The sequence below is a fragment of the Vibrio sp. Of14-4 genome, from assembly GCF_022347625.1.
GTDB classification, from domain to species: Bacteria; Pseudomonadota; Gammaproteobacteria; order Enterobacterales; family Vibrionaceae; genus Vibrio; species Vibrio pristinus.
In genome coordinates this window covers 85685-109922 of record NZ_JAKRGI010000002.1, presented here as the reverse complement: position 1 = coordinate 109922, position 24238 = coordinate 85685, and the positions used below count along the sequence as shown (strand labels likewise).

At 41.8% G+C, this 24238-nt stretch carries 28 protein-coding genes; 17 read left to right on the top strand and 11 right to left on the bottom strand.

Going from position 1 to position 24238, the window contains the following annotated elements; translation table 11 throughout:
* Positions 1-24: 24 nt before the first annotated feature.
* The gene (sstT, locus tag MHN79_RS02745; protein ID WP_114784059.1) at positions 25-1242 is read right to left on the bottom strand and encodes a serine/threonine transporter SstT; all 1218 of its coding nucleotides are present in this window, start codon (positions 1240-1242) and stop codon (positions 25-27) included.
* Between the two features lie 541 nt (positions 1243-1783).
* On the opposite strand from sstT, the gene MHN79_RS02740 reads away from it, so the two are divergent.
* The 7 genes from MHN79_RS02740 (at position 1784) to MHN79_RS02710 (ending at position 5054) form a co-directional block, all read left to right on the top strand.
* On the top strand, positions 1784-2965 hold the full coding sequence (locus tag MHN79_RS02740) for an AraC family transcriptional regulator (RefSeq protein WP_239171613.1): 1182 nt from the start codon (positions 1784-1786) through the stop codon (positions 2963-2965).
* Positions 2966-3160: 195 nt separating this feature from the next.
* On the top strand, positions 3161-3406 hold the full coding sequence (locus tag MHN79_RS02735; protein ID WP_152432503.1) for a RebB family R body protein: 246 nt from the start codon (positions 3161-3163) through the stop codon (positions 3404-3406).
* A 67-nt stretch (positions 3407-3473) separates the two neighbouring features.
* Positions 3474-3740 carry a RebB family R body protein gene (locus MHN79_RS02730; protein ID WP_152432504.1) on the top strand — a complete coding sequence of 89 codons (267 nt, stop codon included), beginning with the start codon at positions 3474-3476 and terminating at the stop codon, positions 3738-3740.
* 44 nt (positions 3741-3784) lie between these two features.
* Positions 3785-4063, top strand: coding sequence for a RebB family R body protein (locus tag MHN79_RS02725; protein WP_152432505.1), 279 nt, complete (start codon positions 3785-3787; stop codon positions 4061-4063).
* Positions 4064-4117: 54 nt separating this feature from the next.
* Positions 4118-4390, top strand: a complete 273-nt coding sequence (locus tag MHN79_RS02720) for a hypothetical protein (RefSeq protein ID WP_152432506.1) — start codon at positions 4118-4120, stop codon at positions 4388-4390.
* A 15-nt stretch (positions 4391-4405) separates the two neighbouring features.
* Positions 4406-4789: a RebB family R body protein gene (locus MHN79_RS02715; RefSeq protein WP_239171612.1), complete on the top strand. Its 384-nt coding sequence runs from the start codon at positions 4406-4408 to the stop codon at positions 4787-4789.
* Positions 4790-4799: 10 nt separating this feature from the next.
* Complete coding sequence (locus MHN79_RS02710) at positions 4800-5054, top strand: hypothetical protein (RefSeq protein ID WP_239171611.1); 255 nt, start codon at positions 4800-4802, stop codon at positions 5052-5054.
* A gap of 98 nt (positions 5055-5152) precedes the next feature.
* Here MHN79_RS02710 and MHN79_RS02705 read toward each other — a convergent pair whose 3' ends face one another.
* From MHN79_RS02705 to MHN79_RS02695, 3 genes are read right to left on the bottom strand one after another with little or no spacing between them, the layout of a single operon-like run.
* The gene (locus MHN79_RS02705) at positions 5153-5509 is read right to left on the bottom strand and encodes a hypothetical protein (RefSeq protein WP_239171610.1); all 357 of its coding nucleotides are present in this window, start codon (positions 5507-5509) and stop codon (positions 5153-5155) included.
* A 54-nt stretch (positions 5510-5563) separates the two neighbouring features.
* The gene (locus tag MHN79_RS02700) at positions 5564-6172 is read right to left on the bottom strand and encodes a DUF2589 domain-containing protein (protein WP_239171609.1); all 609 of its coding nucleotides are present in this window, start codon (positions 6170-6172) and stop codon (positions 5564-5566) included.
* Positions 6173-6183: 11 nt separating this feature from the next.
* Positions 6184-6660 carry a DUF2589 domain-containing protein gene (locus MHN79_RS02695; RefSeq protein WP_239171608.1) on the bottom strand — a complete coding sequence of 159 codons (477 nt, stop codon included), beginning with the start codon at positions 6658-6660 and terminating at the stop codon, positions 6184-6186.
* Between the two features lie 173 nt (positions 6661-6833).
* Between MHN79_RS02695 and MHN79_RS02690 the strand changes: the two genes are divergently transcribed.
* A complete protein-coding gene (locus MHN79_RS02690) occupies positions 6834-7445 on the top strand; it encodes a hypothetical protein (RefSeq protein ID WP_239171607.1) in 612 nt (203 codons plus the stop codon).
* Positions 7446-7506: 61 nt separating this feature from the next.
* Here MHN79_RS02690 and MHN79_RS02685 read toward each other — a convergent pair whose 3' ends face one another.
* On the bottom strand, positions 7507-8436 hold the full coding sequence (locus MHN79_RS02685) for a hypothetical protein (RefSeq protein ID WP_239171606.1): 930 nt from the start codon (positions 8434-8436) through the stop codon (positions 7507-7509).
* 13 nt (positions 8437-8449) lie between these two features.
* The gene (locus MHN79_RS02680) at positions 8450-9457 is read right to left on the bottom strand and encodes a hypothetical protein (protein WP_239171605.1); all 1008 of its coding nucleotides are present in this window, start codon (positions 9455-9457) and stop codon (positions 8450-8452) included.
* Between the two features lie 218 nt (positions 9458-9675).
* Between MHN79_RS02680 and MHN79_RS02675 the strand changes: the two genes are divergently transcribed.
* On the top strand, positions 9676-10017 hold the full coding sequence (locus tag MHN79_RS02675) for a DUF4157 domain-containing protein (RefSeq protein WP_239171604.1): 342 nt from the start codon (positions 9676-9678) through the stop codon (positions 10015-10017).
* Positions 10018-10144: 127 nt separating this feature from the next.
* Positions 10145-11473: an ATP-binding protein gene (locus MHN79_RS02670; RefSeq protein ID WP_239171603.1), complete on the top strand. Its 1329-nt coding sequence runs from the start codon at positions 10145-10147 to the stop codon at positions 11471-11473.
* A gap of 76 nt (positions 11474-11549) precedes the next feature.
* On the opposite strand, the gene MHN79_RS02665 is transcribed toward MHN79_RS02670, so the two are convergent.
* Together MHN79_RS02665 and MHN79_RS02660 are read right to left on the bottom strand one after the other, a co-directional pair.
* Positions 11550-12659, bottom strand: a complete 1110-nt coding sequence (locus tag MHN79_RS02665) for a hypothetical protein (RefSeq protein ID WP_239171602.1) — start codon at positions 12657-12659, stop codon at positions 11550-11552.
* A gap of 11 nt (positions 12660-12670) precedes the next feature.
* Positions 12671-13555 carry an N-acetylmuramidase family protein gene (locus MHN79_RS02660; protein ID WP_239171601.1) on the bottom strand — a complete coding sequence of 295 codons (885 nt, stop codon included), beginning with the start codon at positions 13553-13555 and terminating at the stop codon, positions 12671-12673.
* Between the two features lie 205 nt (positions 13556-13760).
* On the opposite strand from MHN79_RS02660, the gene MHN79_RS02655 reads away from it, so the two are divergent.
* On the top strand, positions 13761-14534 hold the full coding sequence (locus MHN79_RS02655) for a PilZ domain-containing protein (RefSeq protein ID WP_239171600.1): 774 nt from the start codon (positions 13761-13763) through the stop codon (positions 14532-14534).
* A 92-nt stretch (positions 14535-14626) separates the two neighbouring features.
* Here the strand turns inward: MHN79_RS02655 and nagB are convergent, their stop codons facing one another.
* Positions 14627-15427, bottom strand: coding sequence for a glucosamine-6-phosphate deaminase (gene nagB, locus MHN79_RS02650; RefSeq protein WP_239171599.1), 801 nt, complete (start codon positions 15425-15427; stop codon positions 14627-14629).
* 334 nt (positions 15428-15761) lie between these two features.
* On the opposite strand from nagB, the gene MHN79_RS02645 reads away from it, so the two are divergent.
* Positions 15762-16916 (top strand): tetratricopeptide repeat protein, encoded by a 1155-nt coding sequence (locus tag MHN79_RS02645; protein WP_239171598.1) that lies wholly within the window; start codon positions 15762-15764, stop codon positions 16914-16916.
* Positions 16917-17071: 155 nt separating this feature from the next.
* On the top strand, positions 17072-17968 hold the full coding sequence (locus MHN79_RS02640; RefSeq protein WP_239171597.1) for a DMT family transporter: 897 nt from the start codon (positions 17072-17074) through the stop codon (positions 17966-17968).
* 22 nt (positions 17969-17990) lie between these two features.
* Here MHN79_RS02640 and MHN79_RS02635 read toward each other — a convergent pair whose 3' ends face one another.
* A complete protein-coding gene (locus tag MHN79_RS02635) occupies positions 17991-18452 on the bottom strand; it encodes a GNAT family N-acetyltransferase (protein ID WP_239171596.1) in 462 nt (153 codons plus the stop codon).
* A 279-nt stretch (positions 18453-18731) separates the two neighbouring features.
* On the opposite strand from MHN79_RS02635, the gene MHN79_RS02630 reads away from it, so the two are divergent.
* On the top strand, positions 18732-20162 hold the full coding sequence (locus MHN79_RS02630) for a methyl-accepting chemotaxis protein (protein ID WP_239171595.1): 1431 nt from the start codon (positions 18732-18734) through the stop codon (positions 20160-20162).
* Between the two features lie 26 nt (positions 20163-20188).
* On the opposite strand, the gene MHN79_RS02625 is transcribed toward MHN79_RS02630, so the two are convergent.
* Positions 20189-20923, bottom strand: coding sequence for a PilZ domain-containing protein (locus MHN79_RS02625; protein WP_239171594.1), 735 nt, complete (start codon positions 20921-20923; stop codon positions 20189-20191).
* A 256-nt stretch (positions 20924-21179) separates the two neighbouring features.
* Here MHN79_RS02625 and MHN79_RS02620 point away from each other — a divergent pair, with 256 nt between their 5' ends.
* The 3 genes from MHN79_RS02620 to MHN79_RS02610 all read left to right on the top strand — a co-directional run bounded on the left by MHN79_RS02620 (position 21180) and on the right by MHN79_RS02610 (position 24233).
* Positions 21180-22358, top strand: coding sequence for an MFS transporter (locus tag MHN79_RS02620; protein ID WP_239171593.1), 1179 nt, complete (start codon positions 21180-21182; stop codon positions 22356-22358).
* 100 nt (positions 22359-22458) lie between these two features.
* Entirely contained in the window at positions 22459-23205 is a 747-nt protein-coding gene (locus MHN79_RS02615; protein WP_239171592.1) for an RNA methyltransferase, read from the top strand.
* Between the two features lie 29 nt (positions 23206-23234).
* Entirely contained in the window at positions 23235-24233 is a 999-nt protein-coding gene (locus MHN79_RS02610; RefSeq protein WP_239171591.1) for a succinylglutamate desuccinylase/aspartoacylase family protein, read from the top strand.
* Positions 24234-24238: the final 5 nt, after the last annotated feature.

Here is a 24238-nt window from a genome sequence, read left to right as displayed (position 1 = left end):
GCTAGAGATTTAATCAAGAGGTGATTAGGCGTTTTGCTTGTGCTTGGCTTTGCATACAGCGGCAGTAAATACTACGTCTGTTGAGCTGTTTAGTGCTGTCTCAGCAGAGTCTTGTACAACACCAATAATAAAGCCTACCGCGACAACCTGCATTGCGATCTCATTTGGAATACCAAATAAACCACATGCCAGAGGAATCAGTAATAGCGAGCCACCGGCAACGCCTGACGCTCCGCATGCTGAAACTGCAGCAACAATGCTAAGAAGCAGAGCAGTAAGGATGTCGATTTCGATACCCATAGTATGCACAGCAGCTAGTGTTAATGTGGTAATGGTGATTGCAGCACCCGCCATGTTTATCGTTGCACCAAGCGGGATAGAGACAGAATAGGTATCTTCATCAAGCTGTAGTTTCTCACACAAGGCCATATTCACTGGAATATTTGCCGCGCTTGAGCGAGTGAAGAAAGCCGTAACACCACTTTCACGTAGACATTGGAACACAAGAGGGTATGGGTTTTCGCCAGTTTTAACCAATACAATAATTGGGTTCACAACCAAAGCGATGATAAGCATAGCGCCAAGTAAAACAGCTAATAGCTGAGCATAGCCCGCTAATGCATCAAAACCTGTTGTAGCAAGTGTCGATGATACGAGACCGAATATACCAAATGGCGCGAGACGAATAATAAAGCGTACGATTTGTGAAACGCCATGGCTAAGATCTTCAAACACGGCTTTGGTTGTCGAAGACGCGTGGTGCAGAGCCAAACCTAAACCAATGGCCCAAGCTAAAATGCCAATGTAGTTTGCATCCATTAGCGCATTCACTGGGTTGTCTACGATTTTAAAAAGCAGCGTATTCATGACTTCGCCAATGCCTTGAGGCGGCGTCGCACCCTCAGCACCAGACACGAGAGTTAACGTCGTTGGGAACATGAAACTTAATGCGACGGCTGTCAGTGCTGCGGTAAAGGTACCAAATAGGTACAGTACGACAATAGGGCGCATGTAAGTGTGTTGGTTCTTTTTCTGGTTGGCGATTGAAGCGGCAACAAGGATAAAAACAAGAATGGGGGCGACAGCTTTTAGAGCACCGACAAATAGACTTCCAAGTAAGCCAACACTTTGTGCGTATTCGGGAGAGATAGTGGCAAGACCCACACCAAGTACGATACCGGCTAAGATCTGTAACACTAAATTTCCGCGCGCGAAACGGGCAAAAATAGAGTTGTGTTGCATAGTTTTCCCTGCAATGAATTGTTATATAAATTTCACGTGAATTCAGTTTTCGCTAACTGAGAGGGCTAATACTAGCGATTTGAAATAATGTGTCTAGGGTTAATTGACGATTAGAATGAAAATTTGGGCATATGTATACTTGGTTAGTCTAGGTTTCTCGTTTAATGTATTGATATGTGGCTAAATTTATTTTAATAGATAAATCGAAGTTTCCGATTAGATTTATTATGTTAGGCGAGCTTCTAGCACACATTTCATCCTCTTATATCTCTATATTTTTCTTCATTGACGCATACACCTTGATTACTTATGTGGCCTCCCAATAGACACAAGCCTGATGTATTTTTAAGAGTTCCAAGTATGCTGAAACTTTTGATATGGCTAGGGCTGTTTACCTTCTTTTTTGTATCTCCATTTTATTAAATGCATGAATGTTAAAGGTTTAATCTGTAAAATTAATTGTTCACTCCGATTCATATTGAATTGTCCCGAATAGCATAAAGACGCAACGTCACCATTAGCGAGATATAAGGACAGTTCTATGCATAAGACAGCTATCATTTCGTCACCCCGAAGGAATCAGGCCCGTGAGAAATACGACTCTAAACAACTTGAGGCCTTAATTGATTGCCCACCTATCATGGGAAATAGTGAGAATATAGTGAGGACAAAGCAGCAAATACTCTATGCTTCACAGGCTAGCCTTCCGATTTTCATATGTGGAGAAACTGGAACAGAAAAACGTGCAGTGGCACAAGAAATTCACAAAAATAGGTGTTTTACAGTTGGTCGATTTGTTTGTGTGCCTGAGCAAATTGCAGGGTTTGATGAGTTTCAATTCCTTTTTAGTGAGAGTATCAAGAAAGCGGAGAACGGGACCCTATTTCTTGCAGAAGTTGACAAGCTAAGTGATAAAAATAAAGACTATTTGACTTACATTTTTTCCAATCGAGAGATATACAATCAGCTTGCCAAGGCTAATACTCAGTTGATTATTTCCAGTGAACATCTATTGACAGAACAAAAGCATTTCCTTTCTAAAACTTTCTCCAGTCATGCACCATTTTTAGAACTCAGCTTAGATCCACTTCGCGAGCGAACACAAGACATCCCTCAATACATCGATTACTTCATGGAAAAATTTGGCTGTGGGAACCCTGCTAACCTCACACCTCCAGCTAAAGAGAGACTTTGCCAGCTTTCTTGGCCTGAAAATGTTAATCAGTTGCAGAGGGTTATGGTATTTCTGGTTTCTTCTTGTACCTATCAAATTAGTGAAGACGATATTGTAAACTTAGGCATACCTGAGTCGATAAAAGCACGCCCTGACCTAATTGATGCTCTCCTTACTAAAGATCTGGACGCCTATCGCCATATTCACCTTGGTTTGCATAAGGCCTTAGAATATTTGAGTAGGCACTTTTTGGACGATGTTTCTTTGCATGATCTTTCCAATGCCTGCTATACCAGCCCATCGCATCTGTCATTTTTATTTAGAGAGCATTTAAATCGCCCATTTAAAAGCATATTGGTTCAATTGAGAATGCAGCATGCGAAAGAATTAATTGCGAATTGTCCGAGCATCAAAATTACCGATGTCTGTCTGCAATCTGGGTTTGGCGATCTGAGTCACTTTGAAAAAATGTTCAAGCGTCATTTTGGCTCTACGCCGAGGAAATTCCGTGAGTCTCAGCGGCAAGCTCATGCAAAAATGATTTCTTAATCCCCTTAAACAATCATCAAAACGGTCCTTTATAGGGCCGTTTTTTATGATTAATCACTGGGAAACGTTTTGCCTAATTCACGCCGAATAGTGGGCTGATTCACCTGAGTTTATTTATTTTGGCTGTTACATACTGGATTTATAAAAGCAGCGAGGTGACCGCGTTTAGCATTGTCACAATCAAAGGAAACCACTATGTCAGACCCAGTATCACAATCTGTATCAGAAGCTACTTTGCTCACGGTTGGTATGTCATCAGCGAACGCTGCTGCCAATTTAATTAACACAGCCAACACTGCGCTTTGTCTCTCGCTAATGAATGCTGTCGCGAATCAGCAAGCAGGAAATATGACTCGTCAAACCTCGGCGATTCAGGCAAATACGGGAATTATGAGCACTGGCAGTGCGGTTCAAAGTGCCGTCGTGGAAAAGATTTTATAAATGCCAAAGCCTATTACATGCGGTGTGGCACACCGTGAACTACCTCTACAAAGCAAAGGAGACAACTATGCCAAACACTGTCGATAGTTCAGTGACCGACTCTGTCACGCAAGTGAACACTAAAGTTTTGGGTGATACGCCAGCATCAGCAATGGGAAATCTGATGTTGACAACTAGCCAAAGCTTGAGTGTCTCTGGTCAGAATGCGGCCACAGGTCAGCAGCAAGCGAATGTGATGCACCAAGCCGCTACGGTACAAGGAATCAACGCGCTGATGAACACGGGTAATGCAGTAACAGGTACGGTTACTGGCAACATTATCGACCGAGGATAATCTCGATAACTACATTTTAACCCACAGATAGAAAGGAAAAACCAATGCCAAACTACGTAAATGAAGCCATCACAGACTCAGTGACTCAAGTGAATACCAAAGTTATTGGGGATGTGCCCGCTACCGCGATGGGCAACTTAATGATGACCACAAGCCAGGCTTTAGGGATTGCGGCGCAAAACTTAACCACTGGTCAACAGCAAGCTAACGTAATGTGGCAAGCTGCAACTGTACAAGGGATCAATGCATTAATGAACACGGGTAATGCAGTGACAGGTACCGTTTCCGGTCAGATTATTGACCGTGGTGACACTCGACGCTAATTCAAGCAGTAGGGGGGACGCCCCCTACATTGTTTCTATTGAGGAGGGCGTATCATGCTTAAAGATGAAACTAAGCAAACTTTCCATATCACAGATAAATCACTAGCTCAGTCAGGGGCGTTAGCCGTACAAGATGCAGCAAACTCTTTTAGAGATATGAGTACGCTACTGACAACCGCAAGTGGTGTTGCATTGGCTAATTTTATTGAATCTGGTGATGCTTCCTATTTGCAGGCGCTAGATAAAATTAACGAACAAGCAAAAGCGTCTAAAGAGAACTTTGTTGAACTCTACTCGCATGTCAATCAGGCACGAAAGAACATCTGACTAGAGAGCATGATAATGGATGAAAAAACTAACACAAATTCTGTTGATGAGAATGCACAAGATAATTACTCACTTGATATGGTCGATACCATCTTTGCTGATACCTTATCGCGCGGTATGCAAAACGCGATAGTGTCACAGCAAAATGCTCAAATGGCATCATCGAGTTCCGTCACTCATGCTTGTGCGAGAATTTTGCAGGCTCAATCAAAACCTGAAGCAGCAATCGAAATCAACTCGGGAGAGAAGAAGCAGCCTATGCTGGAACAAAGTATTGATGTTCAATCTGATCTAACAAAAAAGGCTAGACCAAGATCTAAACTTGTACTGCCTGTCGTTGGTGTGATTCTTTTATCTTTGTTTATTGCAGGCACAGTTTGGCAATACATAGCGATATAAGGTGAAGAATATGACAGAAAAGCAAAATGAAAACATCGCCAAAGATGATTTAAACGCTGAAAAAGGCCGCTATACACCAAGGCCAACAGATCAATTTGAGGCGCCGCAGTTCGATTTTGTAAGTTTAAATGCTCAGCTTAACCAAAACTTTGAGCAATTGAGTACACAGCTAGAAACTATGCACAAAGATTTGGCACAAGCACTGAGTGACAATATGACGTTTCTTACAGAAAAGATGAGCCAAGAATCAAATCATAACGTGTGAGTATCCACTAGCCTTCCTGGCAGAACATATATGTCTGTCAGGCTTTTTATTGCTCACAATTTCAATATTAAAAATATGGAGCCGACTGGCTCCATGCCTTATCTGTTTTGCTCTATGATTTTTTCAACTTCCCACAGGTCAACCTCTGGCTTGAATTCTTTTTCTTGAGCACTTGGTTTAATCCAAGAAGGCTTTCTTTTAAAGCCAATATGATAGGCAACGGCCTCCAATACCACTTGATGCTCACCGATTCTGACCAGTGAAAAACTGCGCTCTGTACCTATAATTCTTCCCCGTGGCGAAGTTTGCAAATAGGCGTTGAGCTTATCAATTTTCAGTTGGTTTTCTTCTGGAGTTGGAATAGCGTCTGGTTGTGTTGAACCGACAATTATCCGTTCAACGTGACCAATATCAGTAATATCATAACAGGAGGTGACTCGATCTGACTTAAACATATTTGTCTCCTTTAGAAGGCACAACCTAGTTGTGCCATAAATTTAGGCCTGAGATTAGGCTTCCGCAGGAATCGGCATTATGCATTGATCAAGCATATCCAAAACACGTGACAAGCCTTCAGGTGGAGGGAGCTGCTTAGCCATCACATTGACATCATATTTGGCTGAGTTATCACTTTTTCGGGTGGACTCTTTGCTCGATGAAATTGAACCGCTCATCTTGGCTTTCATTTTAAACAATCCAGCATTTAGCTCAGTTTCAACCTGAGTGCTGGCTTCCATTTCGTCTTTACTCGACTCAGAAAATGATGACTTAACCTCCATTGAGAAATTGATATCAACATCAGTGACCTGTAGAGACGGGATATTAATGATCGACATTAAAGGCACTTCAACTGTGTACTTTTTTTGCTCGTTTCCTTCTTGTTGTTTAAAAGAAAAGGGAACAGTGCGGATTTCATATTCTGGGATGTGCATGGCGCCATCACTCGGTGTGTGTTTAGCATTGAGATCTTTAAAACAAACACGTTCAATAAAATTGATAGTAGTACTTGCCAACATTTCCTGAGCGTTACAGGCCGCAGTCAGGGGGGCCCCAATAAGGTCTTCCATTGGTAGACCTCGGAATTGATCGGCGATGTTAAGTAGTTTTGAGTCTGGCATAGTTTGTCTCCTTAGATGAGTTTATATAGCTCGTTCATCAAACGCAGATACCCTTCAGAGGGTTCTCCATTTTCGAACTCGACTTCAATACTGGCCATGCGCGAACTGTTGTCGTTGTATAGGCTTGCCAGAATGTGCTTTTCCGCTTCTATCACCATGTTGTCAGTTTTGGTTCTTGTCTCTACTGGCGTAACTTCAACTAAGTCATCTAACCCTATTTCAAACTTAGTGTTCATTTGTTTGATTTTGAGTGGCGAAGGTTGGAATAAAGTAATGGTTGGAATGGAGATGGTTTTGTACGTGATGCCTTCAGAGGTCGAGGGGTTATCCATATCAGGGATTTTGGCTTCGATTTGCTTTGGTGTCCCATCAGGATTAAACCACTGCTGAAAAGAAGCGACTTGGGCATTATCTATTTGCTTTTGGGCTTCGGATGCTGAGCCTAGAATGGCTTCTACTAGAGCTTGAAGTGTGACTTGCTTTTTCATGTGCATAAGTTCCTCCTATTATTGCATGCATCATTATTGTCAAGTCTTAGAGAGTTTGTTGATTGGGGGAAGCAATGGCATTTTGCGGCAATGGTAGGATTATGGCGCATGTTTCCCCAAGTCCCTTGCAGTATTGCTCTTTACTCTATTTGAGCTAACCAAAGGAGGAGCTTATGACAGTTCGAGGAAGCACTTATCTTGAAAATGAAAGTAAGAGGATTGAAGTTATCGCAGGAGAGCAAGAGCCTGCGGTTGTTACCTTTATTCCTACCCGCCGATTTGATTCTGCGATGTTGACGATTGAGATGAAGGGAGACTTGGGTCACAACAATGAATTCATCGATCTTTATGTCAATGGGAATAAAGCAGAAAGCTTAACCACTCATAATCATGACAAAACCTATCAAACTGTATTTAAATGCGATATTTCACAATGGGTGTTGGATTCTAGAGCGATCACATTGGAATTTATGCCCACGCGCTATGTGAATAAACTTTGGAGCTATGCATGGGCTGCAAATATCATCTTATCGCTAAGTGGTTTTGAAGTTTCAATCGATGGAGGAGAGCTAGTCGAAATGCTCACTCCAGCGGCGGCGAGTGCCAATCAGATGGTGTCGATAGGTCATGCACTGGCGACTTGTGCTCAAGCTGCCAGTTTGAGTCAACAACAAACTATGAGCCTTCAGTTCTCATCCAATAGCTTGGGTGTTCAAACCATAATGTCAATTGGAACTGGTGTTGGTGGGACGGTTGCTGGAGGGCTTATTGGTGGTAGCGATTAGAGTTCATTGAAATAAACGCCACCTTTCATGGTGGCGTGATTAACGAGGCCAACTGATAGTACTAGAGTACATTGATGTATGGCTCAAACGCACTAACTAGGAACGGAAAACGATCCGTGACATCCACGGTTGAATACCAAGATTCTAATGCACTGGTTTTACTGTCTTGGAAATTAAATACCACATAGACCAGCGTTCTCTCACCTGCATAATGGACGCGAGCATCAATGCTTACCAGATGAATTGACTTTTGATTGCCTTCACTGCGCTGCCGATACATTTTCTCATAAAAGTCATATCCGTAACTAAGTAAGTAATTGAGTGCTCGTTCTTCATCGGTTACTCCATTATTGTTTGCCAGCGATAAATAAAGCTCGATCACATGGGTCAGATCTCGACATGATTGAGGATTGTGCAGCTTGGGAATATGTTTCGCGATGTCATGAGCCGTCATTGAACGAAATTTTGTGATAGTCAGATTATCTAAACCACTAATATGTCCATTTGATTTCCCGACAACCAAGGCATTAATGGCTCTTTGCTGAGTCGATTTGGTATCGATTAACGTATTGATAAGCTGCTGCATGTTGTACTCACTTGGCAACAACTTATAAAGTCGGTTGTGGTAAATATCTTCCAAATACCAATCTAGCTCTCTAGCGAGGTATCGGCATCGGCGTGTTTTTAGAACTTGTCGGATTAAAGCTTGGTCTTTGTCTTTATTGCGAGTGGCGTAGCCTGTTTTGAGAAGAGTAGTCGCGCAAGGCTCAACTTTTTGGCAATAGTCACTTTGACTAACACCAACACCGTAGGCATCGATCCATCTGGCGTTGGCTCGAAACTCATTTTCGACGCTTTTGTCGGGCCAATCTGTTCCCACACAACCAAGGACGTATACATCACCAGCCAAATCCTGTAAACCAAAGGTAGAATTTGAAGCGTGTTTTTGAATCACATTATTTGAATTGGATAAATGATAGGGAATGATCATGTTATCGCTCCTATTAGCTGTGGGGAATATAATCACTCAACGGTGAGTGTAGGTAAGGAAAAAGCTGACTGACGTCGACAGTGGCGTAATAGCTAAATTGTCTGCCACTGACACTGCGTTGGTAGTGAAAGATAACATCAACTAAGGTGTGTTCAGGAGCACTTTGAGCTATGCGGGTGTCAATGCGGCGCAAAAATTCATGTTCCGTCTGACCGGCTGTTGTGTGTTCAGAAGACTTTTCTATGACTTCACTATTGCGTATTGCGTATATATCTGGGTAGCGAAAGGCCAAAAAGTTCTTCGCCCTTTCTGATTCAGTATTACCACGATTTTGTTTCACATTAAGTAGACGCAATAAATCGTTGATCGCTCTGCTTGTGGTGTTAATTCCCGCTCCTGTCAGTTTTTTCTCAACCGCCTCGTTGTCCGCATTGAAAGAAAACATATGTTTGCAGTGAACCTTTGGCAGCACAGACGCTTCTTCATTGCCGCTTTCGGTATAACCGAATTGTTCACCAATAATCACACACAAGTTGTGACTATTGCTTTGACTTTCATTTTGCTTCAAAAAGTGAATGAACTCATTAAGCTCCACCACACTATGTGGTTCAATGACATAGGTGTCTTGTTCATCAACTGATAGTATCCATTTAGCATTCTCTGCTAAGTAGCGATATGGACGAGTCTTACGGCTTAAATAAGCGCTATCATCACTTTCTTTGCCAGCTTCATAACCAAAAATAGTACCGTAGTCGTGGGGTGAGATAGATTGATTGGTTATGGCTGATAGCTCTTGCGCTGCGGCTTCACACTCTTTTTCGAGACCTTTGTTAGCAAATTCAACCCGCAGTTTACCTGCCACATATATAGCAATGGGCGCTAACGGCATTTCTTCATCAGGAGCGACAGTTTCACTTGGTGCGGCTTCACGCTGAACAACCGCATTGTCAGGGGCTGGTTCAATCAGCGTGGTGCTAATTTGGTCTGAATGACTGCTAGAGTTTTGTGGTGATGATGACATAAGTCCTTCCTTATTTATGAGTTGCATCATCGGATAAGAATAAAGACAATTGGTAAACTTTATTCGGGTTAATAAATGAAGTATTCATGGAAATAAATTAACCGTGTTCAATTCTTACTGAGTAATAATATATCCTTACTTTTTGGTTATTTACCCTGAGTAATCATAGACTCCTTTTATATAGTTAACATATTGACTTAATAAAAGTGTTTTTTGCTATGGAAAGAAAAAAAACTTATATAGAGATTATTAAACCATTGCCAAGTAAACTAAGGCGAAGTATGGAAAAGCTAACGGGAGTAAACTTAAAAAATGTCAGAGTGTATTATAACTCTGATAAACCGGAGCAAGTTCAAGCTCATGCATATGCCCAAGGGCAAAGTATTTATATTGCACCGGGTCAAGAACAGCACTTACCGCATGAACTCGGTCATATCGTGCAACAAGCTAAGGGAATGGTAAAACCGACAGTCAATATTAATGGTTTGGAAATTAATGATGACCCCTGGCTAGAGGAACATGCAACTGAATTAGGGAATATAGCATCCCATAGATACTAAATTATTAACTATTTTAATTTTTATATGACTTTCATTTATAATATAACAGGGTTTCATATTTATTTAAACTCATGACATTTATACCATTCAACATCTTATTATATTTGGTTTTATTTGGAGGTCGAATATGAATATCCATATTGCATTAATGCAATGCTATTCTTTAATTCATCTTAGATTGGAACAAGGCTTCCAATATGACGATCAAGATAATAGAAATTTTTCTTTTGATGAGTTTTCGGAGCTTTGCCAAGCTCGGTCTTGTTCTAGTCAATATCTTAGTGTTCGTAAAATCGCCATTTGCTTGGCGCTTATTCCCCATCTTCAACCTGATGCTTTTGAAATTCTGATGCAGCCAAATGAACATACCCATCGTTTATATATGGAATTTGGGCTCGTGGAAATTGAAGGCGTAGTGTGGGCAACAGGTCAAACGTTGGCGTTTTTGCTTGGTGAGAATAGAGTTGAGCATCGGCAGCAAGTGTTTCAATGGCTGTCAGGTATCAACGAATCTCAAGCATACGATCTGTTCGATCTGGACTTGATTTCGGAAGCTTGCCCATTGATGTGGCAAGCACTGATCTTAAGACCTGACGTGCTAAACCGATATTTGTTGGGAGGCAATGCAAAGCTACCGATAGTGGTCAACAACCTTGCCAGTTTATTGACCACACCACTAGAGTGGAATGCTTTGATATTGCCAGAATCTGTCTATGCAGACCTAGATGAAATTGACCTTTGGTTAGAACACGGTTCTACCTTGGAAAAAGAATGGCAATTGGAAGGGAAGTTAAGGCCTGGATTTCGAGCCTTGTTTTATGGCCCCCCAGGTACCGGAAAAACGTTGACGGCGACCTTACTAGGTAAACGTACTGAACGGCCAGTATATCGGGTTGATATTGGCGCTGTAACATCCAAATATATTGGTGAAACTGAAAAGAATCTCGAACAGGTTTTTTCCATGGCAGAGAAGCACAACTGGTTGCTTTTTTTTGATGAAGCGGATGCATTATATGGTCAGCGGGTACAAACCAGCGGTGCGAACGACCAGTTTGCTAACCAGAACGTTGCCTACCTACTGCAACGAATTGAATCCTTTTCTGGCATTATTATTTTGGCTACCAACTTACAGGATAATCTTGATGATGCTTTTTTCCGTCGTTTTGAAACCACAGTTTATTTCGTTAAACCAGACGAAAAGGTGCGTCTAGCACTCTGGAAAAATGCGCTGCCTGACAGTGATCGGGTCGATCCTGAGATATCACTTTTGCACTTGGCTCGTGATTATGAGTTAACCGGAGCAGAGATCATTAATGTGGTCCGTTATGCAGCGCTTAAGGCATGCAGTAAAGGCTCTAGATGGTTGCTCAAGGGTGATATTGAAGCAGGTATAGCGCGTGTTAAGCGTTTGCAAAATGGTTTAGACAGTAACCTCGCTCGTCACTCATTTTTCTGATCTTGACTATGCTAAAGCGCCTAAACTTGATATCTCAGGTTTAGGCGGCGCTATGTTGATAATGAATTGATGATGGTTATAGCGATGCAGCGGACTTTTTGAGTTGGTCATACAGTATTTTCCGATTACTTTTATCGGCAAAGGCAGTAGCTTTTGATGTATAGACTTGACGCTTGGTGTCAAGGTTTAGTAGCCTTGCTTGACCAGTCGTTCCCCAAAAGGCATTGACTAAGTTGCGATCTTCTAAAGGCATTTGATGCAGTTCAAAAGAGCGATAACGAACCAAGCGTGTAGACGAAGGGGGAAGCTCTGAGGATGCTTGAAAATCAAGCATCTCAAGTTTTATATCAACATAGTTATTGCCACTAATTGTAGCGCGTATCAAACCAATAGGGCGAAGTGCAGCGCCCACCCGACCATTATTGGTCGCGACAGCGTCAACTTCAAAGTAACTATAAAGATCTCGCTGTTCACTCTGGATTTTGTTGAGCTGAACATCAATGCCACGCATGTTATCACGCAGCTTACCAAGCCTAACATCATTGGCTGCGATAACCTCTAACAGATCTTCTTTTAAATCGGACAGCAGAAACTCCAACGCGGGAACATTGAGCTTAGGCGCCTTACCTGACTTGAACGTCATATCGGAGTAATTTCGAGTGATAGAAAGCACTTCATGTTCATAGTAAGCTGCTTCGTCGTCATCGATGTAGGAGCTCAGTCCCCAGCTTTTCATCTCACCCACACGAAACTCCATTAATTGAAACTCAAGGTTATCGGTGGTCAGATAGGCGTCAATAGTTTCAATATAATGTGAAAGTTGACGTTTCGTTTCTGCGATATTTTTAAGATCAATTTTTGCTTTTTTGTACGCTTGGATGAGTGTATCTACATCGAATGTTGGGTAACGAATTCTATCGCCGCGTTCGCCATTAGCTTCAACTTCGTAAAAAAGCGCTTCATCAATGTAGGGTTTGAGTAACTGGAGCTCTTCTGTCGACAGTGCTACGCGGTAATCGTCTGAATGAATACGGCGAATTTCACCTATTTCAATCTCAATGTCCGAAGTTTCTACGAAATAAATTTGCCAGATTGGAATAGCTGCTGCGGACAAAAAGCCGATGGCCGCGACACCAATCGGTTTGATATGGGAGCGCAGTCTTTGTTTGATGTTTTCAAGACTCATATGTTTGAATCCTATTCAGCACAATATTTATTGTAAGCGGCAGCGAGCTTTTCATCGTAGTGATTCTGAGCAAAGCCAGAGCCGTTGTAGTGTAGAGCGAATCGAGGCCAGTTGTGGGTTTGTATTGCATTAAGTAGCGTCACATTTGACTTAATAAAATTCGTGAAGGCTTTGAGGTGATTTGCTTCGGACAAGAATACGTCACGAACATAAGCTTCGATATTATTATAGCCTGCCGCTTGATAGTTAAACCCCATGATTTGGTAGCGGCCAAAAGAGGTCGACATTAGTGCTGCGTATCTATCTAGCTCCATGGCTTGTTGCAATCGCAGATATTCACTCTCACCCCCACTGTATAAAGATGGATTCCAAGCTTTGCTAGACAAGTTTGGATATGAACCATCAAATACTCGCTGGGTGTATTTTGAAAACTGATGAGCTTCAAATAAAATTTTAGGTCTGAGCGATCTCAAAAAGCCACTACCGTTTGATTCAACGTCGGAGACGGCTTTGATGGCTGCGATATCGCAGTCAAGCGCTTTAGAAGCAAACAGATAATCTTGCTGGCTCAAGCCTAAAACTGGCTCAATGGAAGGCAGAAATAGACTGGAAACTTTGTCCATACACATGCAGTTGAGTTGCTTATGAGTCTTTCCATTTACATCGACACGATAGTCAGGTTTTTTAAAGCAAAGTACGGATGTTTGAAAAAGTCCGATAGCCTGGCAAGTGGGGGAAAGTTCAAAGTTGCCCTTAATCTGGCCGTCAATGACAAGAAGTGGTTTTAGGTGAATTTTATTCGCGAGACTATTAAGCATAGTTTGGATCTTTTTGACGTCCTCAGGACTGTTGTAAGCTTTGTTTCCTACCGAGTTTTGAATAGATACAGGTGCCATAGATATGTGCCTTTATTGTTTACTTTCAGTAAGATTGTATTTAGTCGACTTTTGTGAACCTTGGGCTTATCTATGTTTAATTGGTGGTTTTAAATGGACTTGCTATTGGATGAAATTACGAATTGCGAGCGCTTAATTTTGTTGGTATGAGCGAATTGGGTATACACTTAAAGGCACGACTAAATTTACGGTTTGGATTGATGTTATGGCAAAACAAAAGCCCCAAGAACCGGAAGATGTAGCGGAGCTTAAATCAGCTCAAGAGGAGCAAGAGGCACAATCGCCCAGTCTGGAAAGTGTTCAATATGGTGAAGACGTTTTCAGTGATGTTAAGCCACTAAGTGAAGTTGCTTTCTTTATCATGACCCCAACAGGGAAAATATTTAAAGGTAAAACCAAATATGTGGGTCTGCACTCCAACAACTTGATGTTGCTTGAAACTCCTAATGCATCGCCAAAAGAACTCGCTGTGTTTTTTCAGCGTGGATTTCCTATCAAAGCGTGTGTGATTTCTGAATCAGGAGGTGGTGCTCGAATTTATTTCAAAAGTAAGGTTGAATATGTCATTGATGCCGGAGAAAACAGCCTTTTTCTGATCTCTCTTCCTTTGGCAACTCAAGTTGCTTCTGGTTTGAGAGAAAGTGCCCGTTTGGAGCTAGCTCTAGATGGCATACTGGCTCCCACTAGCCATAACTTTAGCTGTCAGGTACGAGATATTTCGAGCCATGGCTGTCTTGTTGTTTTAGAGCGTGATTTAGCCAAACACAGAGTCGGTGACATTATTTCTTTGCGTATTGAAGATAAAGGTGGTGAAGAATCGGTGTCTTCAGAAGTACTTGAAGCCGTGGTTCGTAATGTTAAAACAACAGGTCGTTATAATAAGATTGGGGTAAAGTTTGTGGAAACTAGCCTTGAGCCAGTGGCAAACTTGATTGATAACTTACACTTTTGTCGAATGAGCCAAAAGTTCACCTTGTAGCTATGGGTTGTTAACGCATAGCTATCAAGCCCGACTCAAGGTGAATCAAGCTTGATGACGGCTAGCCGATAGCTAACTATGGAGCTATTTTACTAAAAGCCCTTAATATTTTCCGCCTCTAATTCAGTAAAGTATTTCACGGTTTTGACTTTCAATTCTTGAGTCGAAGGCTCGTCACACACAATCACAGATTTAGGGTGAAGCTGCAGCGCAGACACTGTCCAAAGATGATTAACGCATCCTTCCACAGCGGCTTCTAGTGCAAGTGCTTTGTTATGCCCAGTCACTAATATCATAATTTCTTCAGCGTCGAGGAGTGTGCCCACACCTATGGTTAGCGCGTATTTCGGAACCTGGTTGATATCACCGCCAAAGAAACGAGAGTTAGCAAGACGAGTATCTTCAGTCAGCGTTTTTATTCGGGTTCTAGAAGATAATGAGGAAGCAGGCTCATTAAAGGCGATATGTCCATCATTACCGACGCCACCCATGAATAAGTTGATGTGGCCATAAGATTTTATTTTATCTTCATAGCGCTGACACTCGGCTTCATGATTGTTGGCGTTCCCATCCAAGAGATTGATATTTTTCTCTTGAATATCAATATGATTAAAAAAGTTGTTATACATAAATGAGCGGTATGATTCTGGATGTTCAGCGGGTATGCCGATGTATTCATCCATGTTAAAGGTAACTACGTTTTTGAAACTTACCTTTCCTGCTTTATAAAGGTCTATCAATGCATTATAAGTTGCTAGCGGCGTGCCGCCAGTTGGAAGTCCTAGCACAAAAGGGCGTGCTTCTGATGGGTTAAATTGATGAATGCGCTTGGCAATATGTGCTGCAGCCCACTGACCGACTTGAGCTGCACTGCGTAATGGGATGAGTCTCATTGATAACCTCTGATGAAAAATACTAGCACTTTGATTTGTTATTTTTCATTATAAAATAAGATCCAATTCCAAGCTATCGTTTTCCATCCACATTGCTCAAATTTTGATTTTATTGAGTTTTAAATGCGCCTTTATAAACGCTTTTACTAGTAAAACTTTCCACCGAGAAATAAGGGCTAATATTTGATCTTGAGGGCGATTTTTCACTTTATTCATCAACTAATCCTAAGAGTACTGTACACTTAGATAATAAAGGTAAATGCATCAAGCCTCAGGATAATCTGGGTCTATACAAATAAAACCGTTTTGAATTATATGTGAAGAAAGTAAGCTGATGAATTTGATAGGGATAGCGATTGGCGCAACGGGTTTGTTATTACTGGGCACCTTCATATGGATGCTTGTATTACAAATGCGCAAAAAGAGATTAGAGCAAGAGCGCGTAGAGCGTGGCATTGCCAAGCGCAAAGCACTGGAAAAAAATCGCCAGCAAGAAGAGAAAGATCGCGTCAAAAAAGCCGAAGGTGGAGATATACCAACGATTTTGTTCCTCGCTAAAGAAGCTGAGCGGATGAACCAGAAAGATGCAGTTTACTGGTATACGAAAGCGGCTCAGCTTGATAATACCACTGGTATGTTTGGTATTGTACGCCTGAGTGAGAAACTGAACGATGTTGTTTTAAAAGAACAAGCAAAATTTTGGCAAGTGTGTATCCAAGCTCAAGAAGGTAGTATGCCTCATAAATTTGAGATGGCGACTGCACTCTTTAATGGTCTGGGTACAGAGCAAAATGTAGAGAAAGCCGTTCAAGTTATGCGAAATGCTGCAGATAGTAACTATGTCGAAGCTCAGCTATTTTTAGGTGAATGGTTCGTATCGCCCAGAAACCCAGAGCCTAATCCAAGCCTGTCGACTCAGTACTACCAAAAAGCAGCTGCGATGAGAAGTAATGAAGGGCGTTTAAAGCTTGGTCAAAACTATCTGAATGGGATTGGTGTTGCACCTAATTTCCTCAAAGGCTGTTACTGGATGGAGCGAGCTGCTGAAAAAGGGCATACTGAATCCATGTATCAAGTCGCTGAGGCATGGATGAAAAGGCCACCTGATGGAGAATGTGTGGCATATATCTGGTTATTCGTTGCTGCTCATCTTGGCCATAAACAAGCGGCAGGGCTTCGTGATCAAATCGCTCTAACTATTGGTGTTGATACGGTTGTGGGCTTGCAATCTCTTGCTAAGCCTATCTTGAAGAAAATTCGTGAGAATAAGGTGGGTAAGCACTCGGTAATTAAAGCCTTAAATAAGCTTTATAAGCGGGGTATTATCCTAGAAGATCAAGAAGTTTTGCAGGAACAAGATCCTGATAACGATGCCGAAGCGCCTCAAGATACTGTATCCACAGAACCGGCGAGTGATGAAGCTTCAGCTAATGCGCCTTCTTCTGATCAGAACCTTGATTTTACTCAGTCAAATATAGATAAAGCTTAGCGGTTTATTACTCCGACATTGATGCTTTTATTACCAAACATTTACAATGTTACAAACCTACCTTCTTGATTTACATTTATTAATAAATCATAACTTTTGATTGATTATTATCGCTAATTCGCTCACATTAGGCGAAAACAATAGCGAGGTAACCAATGTCTACAGCGAGCTTTTTACGCTTAATTTGTCTTGCTGCCATTTGGGGCAGTTCTTTTCTCTTCATGAAGATTTCGACTTTTACCTTTGGCCCAGCATTTCTGATTGAGTTTAGAGTTGGTTTTGCCGGGCTTAGTTTATTTCTGGTTTCTATTTATTTGCGAAAAAAGCTAGCTTTTTGGGTTAACTTTAAGCATTTCATGATTATAGGCTTATTGAATTCAGCACTACCATTCTTATTGTTCGCCTATGCAGTTCAAACCCTTAACGCCTCAACTCTTGCGGTGCTTAACTCTACGGCGGCGATCTGGGGAGCTTTAATAGGTGTTTTTTGGCACAAAGCTATTTTGACACCTAAAGCGTTAATTGGCATGGGGATGGGAGTCACTGGAGTCATTGTATTGGTTGGTCTAGATGCAGTTAACATAGGTATAGATGCTATATTGCCTATTGCAGCAGGTATGATGGCTGCTTGCAGTTATGGTGTAGCAACCAACTATACCAAAACAGCGCCACGTATTGATGCCTTTGACAATGCGCATGGCAACATGTGGGCTGCGATGCTTTGGATTCTGCCTTTACTTCCTTTTGTACCTATGCAAGGAGAGCCTTCTATAGCAGAAATGTGGTCGGTATTGGTGTTAGGAGTTCTGTGTACGGGTGTAGCCTATTTACTTTACTTTAGATTAGTTGTTGATGAAGGCGCCTCTTCTGCCTTGTCAGTGACATTTTTGGTGCCCGTATTCGGTATTCTATGGGGCGCCCTTATTTTAGGGGAACCTTTAGGACTAAATACCTTTTTGGGTACATTTCTAGTTCTATCGGGGACTATGTTAGTGACTGGATTTTCACCTGCTCAACTTACTCGGAAAAGACAAAAGATTAAGCAGGTATAGTTATCATCACTTAGCTTTACGGTTAACAGTTTAGCTCTAAGGTCATAAAGTTACTGTTAGGGTCGGGTTGATAGTTTGCAAAGGGAGAGCAGTACTTAAAGCCGAATTTTTTGTACAGCTCTCTTGCTGGTTTGAAAAATGACATGGATCCAGTCTCTAGGCTAATACGCTGGTATCCATCATTCTTCATTTGAACGATGATATGTGACAATAATGCGGATGCGACCCCCTGATTACGTGCCTTTTCAGCAGTGCGCATTGATTTTAATTCGACATGTGAGTTAGAGATGGGCTTGATCGCGGCGCACCCTAGTAATTCATCTTCTTTCCAACTTGTCCAAACTATGGTGCCTTGTTGTTGCAATTCTTTTTGATCCAATGCATGAACGCTCTCCGGTGGTGATGTAGCATTCATATCTTCCATGTGTTCTTCAAGGAGTTTTATCACTTTAGGGTGATTTAATTTATCTACTTTAATTTGCATTCCTTGCCCTTGTAGACGATTTAAAAACGTCACTCATTCTGCATCATACTCTTTTTGAAGACAAATACTCTTCTAGTTGTATATGTGAGTTACATCAAACTACTGATTGCAGTACGATGATTTGTATAACAAAGCCTTAGATCTCATAAATAACAATTCAATAGGTTCATCTTTCAATTGATGCTTGATTCTAATCTCATAAATCAATCTTATAGTTCGGTAGCTCAAAAAATCGATATCTCATATTGAAATGACCAATAATAGGACGAGTGAATTAAGATGAAAGAAGTCAAATTTAGAACGATAGATAAATTGTTCATAAAAATGTCTATCAACGACAAAGTATGGATACTGTTCGTTCTTTTTTTAGTGGCCATAGGAAGTATTGCTGGGAACGGGTTTTATTCGCAATTGCAGCAAATAGAATCTCGGGCGATTGAGATTGCACATCAGCGACTGGATGCCATCATTCATGCAGTACCTGTCAATTCCATAGAGAGTCAAGTTGATATTAGTAAGGTTGAACTTGTTAGTGAGCCTAGATATAAAAATGGCGTCGCAACTGTATCTAAAAAAACCTCTGATGGTTCGATTTACCAACTCACATTTGATAATCAAGCACAGGATCGTCAAGCGCGCTCCCGAGCTATATATGATTTTATGTGGGCGGGTATTTGGCTGGTACCTTTTGCTCTTTTTTCCTATTGGACCGCGACTTTTATTGGCGGTGCGCTATGGGTTTTGCATACTACAACGCAAAAAATAGCGGCTGGAGATCTAACCTCCCGTTTGGGTTTCCACCCAGGGCGCGATGAGTTTGGTACTATCGGTTGTGCGTTAGATGATGCTATGGATACGCTAACTGATCTCGTGAACAAGGTTAAGGCCAATACCGATACTTTAAGTGAAACATCAGCATGTTTTGAGCAAGAAGCCAAGCTCAGTGAGGATCAGATTCATTATCAATATACTTCTTTAGATTCGGTTGCTACGGCGATGGAAGAAATGACGGCGTCTGCGAAAGAAGTCTCTAGCATAGCCCAGCAAGCAATGCATAGAACGGAAAGTGACATGCAGCACATTGAGCAAAGCCAAAAGCGTGTTCAACTTACCATTGCTCAGATAGACCAGCTTTTGGGTTATATTGAGCAATCCTCTCAATCGGTAGAAGCTCTGAACAAAAAGACGGCCGAGATTCATGAAGTCATTACTACGATTAATAGGGTGTCTGAGCAGACCAACTTATTGGCGTTAAACGCAGCGATTGAAGCGGCAAGAGCAGGAGAGCAAGGTCGTGGCTTTGCTGTAGTCGCAGATGAAGTCCGTGCACTTGCCGGCAGTACACAATCAGCAACCATTGAAATTCAATCAATGATCGAAAAGCTACAATCTGAAAGTGGTAATATTGCTCATATCACTCAGAAAACGGTTGAACAAGCACGGACAAGCAGTCAAATGACCCAAGAGGTTGGCGATGACATACGTTCAATTTTCAATTCTGCACAGTCACTCATGGATATGAACATTCAAATCTCAACGTCTGCTGAGCAGCAAAGCACGGTTGTTAATAATATCGCTTCTGAGCTGAGTGATATCCGCTCTACAGCGAATACGATTCGTGAAGTGGCTGAACAATCATCAATTGGTATCAGTAATCTAACCAAGGCGTCAGAGTCCTTGTCAGACACACTTATTCAATATCGCACCTAGTTTATGTTTAGTGCAGAGCGACAAGCCTATCTGAGGATAAGTTTGTTGCCGCTAAATTTGAGCTTGGATAGCAGAAGCTTGGAGCCCTCAATGCCTTTTTCATCAAATTCTACGCCATAACTAGCATAGTGGATTGAACTTTGGGAATTACGGACATGTCCAGACATTGACTGGAACTGGTGTTTTTTCGCCAATGCTTCGTGAATGCAGACTGTAATTTCATCGCCGACTTGAAAAGCTTTGCTTAAAGGTGATGTGACAAAACGACAGCCATGGACAGACAAGTCTCGCATTTGACATTCCATTTTTATTCCCTGACATTTCACGCTTGCGGGAAGGTCGAGGTTATACCTCGGCTCCCTACGCAGTTGATTCACCTGCATAGTATTTGGAATATTAAATGCCACGATTGGGATTGGGCTGTGTAAAACGTATTCTAGTTGTGTTTTGAATGACACTAAGGCACCTTCACCACGCGGTGAAATCGCCCTGATTGTTGCCCAAAAACCTGACTGGAAGAAAAATCCTGTATCTTCGAGAGACAAATTTGGCAGTTCGGCTAGGATAAGGTTGTGTGAGTGAGCGCCAATGAATAGTGTTTTGCAACTAAACGCACGGCCAACAGGTGTCGTTATAGTGACGGTTAGCTCGCCGCCATGCTCTAGCATCGCAAGGGCATCAGTACTGTTGATCGATGTAAAACCTTTCTCCGAAGAAGGATTCGAGAGACGATCTGAATGATCCTCTTCCTTTAGTTCCATCTAGCCTCCAACAAAATGATGTCCTTATTGATGATATTATAATTATAAATCGACCTAGTCAAAGTTTAGAATGCTCATTTATCGTACAGGGGTGTGCTAGATTTTACCCAAGGATTGGGAGACCTTAATGTTTTCGTGAGTTTATGCAACTGAGAGTTATGCAATTTAATTTTTCTTGGTGAATTAATTGTAAATAAATTTGTCTATTGGTTTGGACGGATTTAAGCTAAGCCTACTGGTTTAAAAGGACTTAATCATGACTCATCACTCTAGCTGGAAAACTCCTCAGAATTTCTTAATTATTATCTCTATTGTTGTGCCGATTGCGTTTTCTAGTTGGATGGCGCTGCTCAACAACTTTGTTGTTGAGCGTGCGAATTTTGATGGTTCAGATATTGGATTGCTGCAAAGTGTACGTGAGATCCCTGGCTTTCTGGCGTTCACAGCTGTCTTTGTTCTGGTGTTCATTCGAGAGCAAAAGTTCATTTTGTTTGCACTTGGCGCCTTGACCTTAGGCACCGCGATTACGGGGTTCTTTCCGTCTCTATTTGGGTTACTTTTCACCACACTTCTCATGTCGACAGGTTTTCATTATTTTGAAACGCTGAAGCAGTCTTTGTCTCTGCAATGGTTGTCAAAAGATGAAGCGCCAGAAATGCTGGGTAAGTTTATTTCAATTGGTGCCCTTGCATCTTTATTTACCTATGGTGCGCTTTGGGTCTGTTTGGAAGTTTTTAGTCTGGATTACCAATGGGTTTATCTTATTTTCGGGGGGATAGGTTTTGCACTTGTGGCGTGGATGGCCTTGGTATTTCCCCAGTTTCAAACCGAGGTTCAGCAAAACAAAAAGCTAGTATTGAGAAAACGATATTGGTTGTATTACGCCTTAACTTTTATGAGTGGCGCCCGAAGACAAATATTCACTGTATTTGCAGGATTTTTGATGGTTGAACGATTTGGTTACACGGCTGCTGATATTACTCTGCTATTTTTAATCAATTATTTGTTTAACTTCTTATTTGCTAAAAAGATTGGTCGCTATATTGGAAAAGTGGGTGAACGTAAGGCCTTGATGTTTGAATACATTGGTCTCATTGGTGTCTTTGTGGGTTATGCCTTAGTGCAGAGTGCCCAGTGGGCGGCAGCTTTGTATGTTATCGATCATTTGTTTTTTGCTTTAGCATTGGCTATAAAAACGTACTTGCAAAAAATAGCTGATCCTGCAGATATGGCCTCTACCGCAGGTGTTTCTTTTACTATTAATCATATAGCGGCGGTATTCATTCCCGTATCTTTTGGCTTTATTTGGCTTGTATCTCCTGCGGCTGTTTTCTACATCGGGGCGATAATGGCAGGTGTATCCCTGATTCTATCTTTGAATATTCCAGCCAAACCAGAAGAGGGCAATGAGGTGCGTATTCTTCGCTGGAACTGAGCGAATATTTGCTAAGCACTTTAGCTAACCAGAGCTTTACTCTATAATCTCGCACGTTTTTAATAAGGGTGTTTTTTTACCCTTTTACCTTGGATTTATTATGATTTCGAAAAATCAGCTCAAACTTTTGCGTGCTTTAGGCCAGAAAAAACAGCGTAAAGCTCAGGGACTGTTTTTAGTCCAAGGAGAAAAAAACGTACTCGAGTTAGCAAACAGTAACTTAAAAACCAAGCATATTTTTGCAACGGCAGGTTTTCTGGCCTCTTATCACGATGAGCTTAATCGTTTTGAGTGTGTGCAAGCAACGGAAGATGAACTTACCAAAGTCAGTACTCTCGTGAGCAATAATGCTGCGATTGCAGTTGTTGAGATACCGGATACCAAGGTACCTAAAGCAGAGGGAGTTATTATTGGACTAGATGGTGTTTCTGATCCAGGAAATTTGGGAACCATAATCCGTGTTGCCGATTGGTATGGTATAAAGCACATCGTTGCGAGTAGAGATTGCGCAGATCCGTACAATCCGAAAACTATTAGCGCTACTATGGGCAGTTTTGGCCGAGTGACAGTGACGCAGCTTGACTTGCCTGAATATCTTGAGCAGTCTGAGGTTCCTATTTATGGAGCATTTCTGCAAGGTGATAGCGTCCACAAAACAAGTTTTTCAGGCCAGGGTATTTTACTGATGGGGAGTGAATCTCATGGTATTCGTGAAGCCGCAGCGCAGTTTGTGACTGACAAAATTACTATTCCCTTATTTGGTGGGGCTGAATCACTTAATGTGGCTATGGCTACAGGGATTATTTTGGACAATATGCGTCGCCAGCAAGCATATGATGAAGCTTGAGTACTCAGGATGTATGAGGTAGTGATCGAATGAGTAAAACATTGAATGAATGCATAGTGCCTATGTATCCGACTATACAGACATTAGATGTTGATACTTTAGAGCCAGGAGAACACAAGTTTTGGTTCGCTGTTGCAACTGATGCAATTGGTCACCCTCAAACTTTGCCTGTGAGAGTTTTTAAAGGTAGTAAACCTGGTAAACGTATCGTCATTACCGCAGGTATTCATGGTGATGAACAAAACGGGATTTTGACTGCTCAGAAACTGGCAAGAGTGCTGGAAAATCAAACGATTACAGGTTGTATTACCATAGTGCCTACCGTGAACCTATCAGGTATAGCTCGCCACAGCCGAGACTTTCATTCTGCGGCTCCTGATAGTTCATCGGCAAACCTCAATCGTATCTTCCCTGGTAGTCCTAACGGAGATGATGCTAATCGTTACGCCAACAGCCTTTGGCAAAACCTACTTCAGCCCAATGCGGATCTGGCTATCGATCTTCATTCACAAACCAGTGGTTCAGCGTATCCTCTGTATGCCTTTGCGGATTACAGACTGGATGATGCGATTAAGATGGCAAGGCTAGTTTGCCCAGATGTTATCTTAAATGATCCCGGGGATCCGGGCATTTTGGAAACCGTGTATAACCAAGCGGGCATCCCCTCGATCACGATTGAAGTGGGCATTGGTCGATATACGGATATTAACATGATAGAGCGTGCTGCTCATGGGATCTTAAACATTTGTAAGCACTATAAAATTATTGATGGTCAAGTTGATAAACAGAAAAAACCATGTGTTGAAGGGAGTCGCATAACAAGTATAAGAGCAGAGCAAGGAGGCTTTGTTATTTGCCATGTTTCTTTGCTTGAGGCTGTCGAAACAGGGCAGGTGTTAGCAACACAATATAATAGTTTTGGTGACGAAATTCATACCTACCGTGCTCCGACTCAAGGCACGGTGATTAGTCATAATGTTGAATCTGTGCGTGCGCCAGGCTCCCTTGTGGTGCGCTTGATTGATTAGTACCA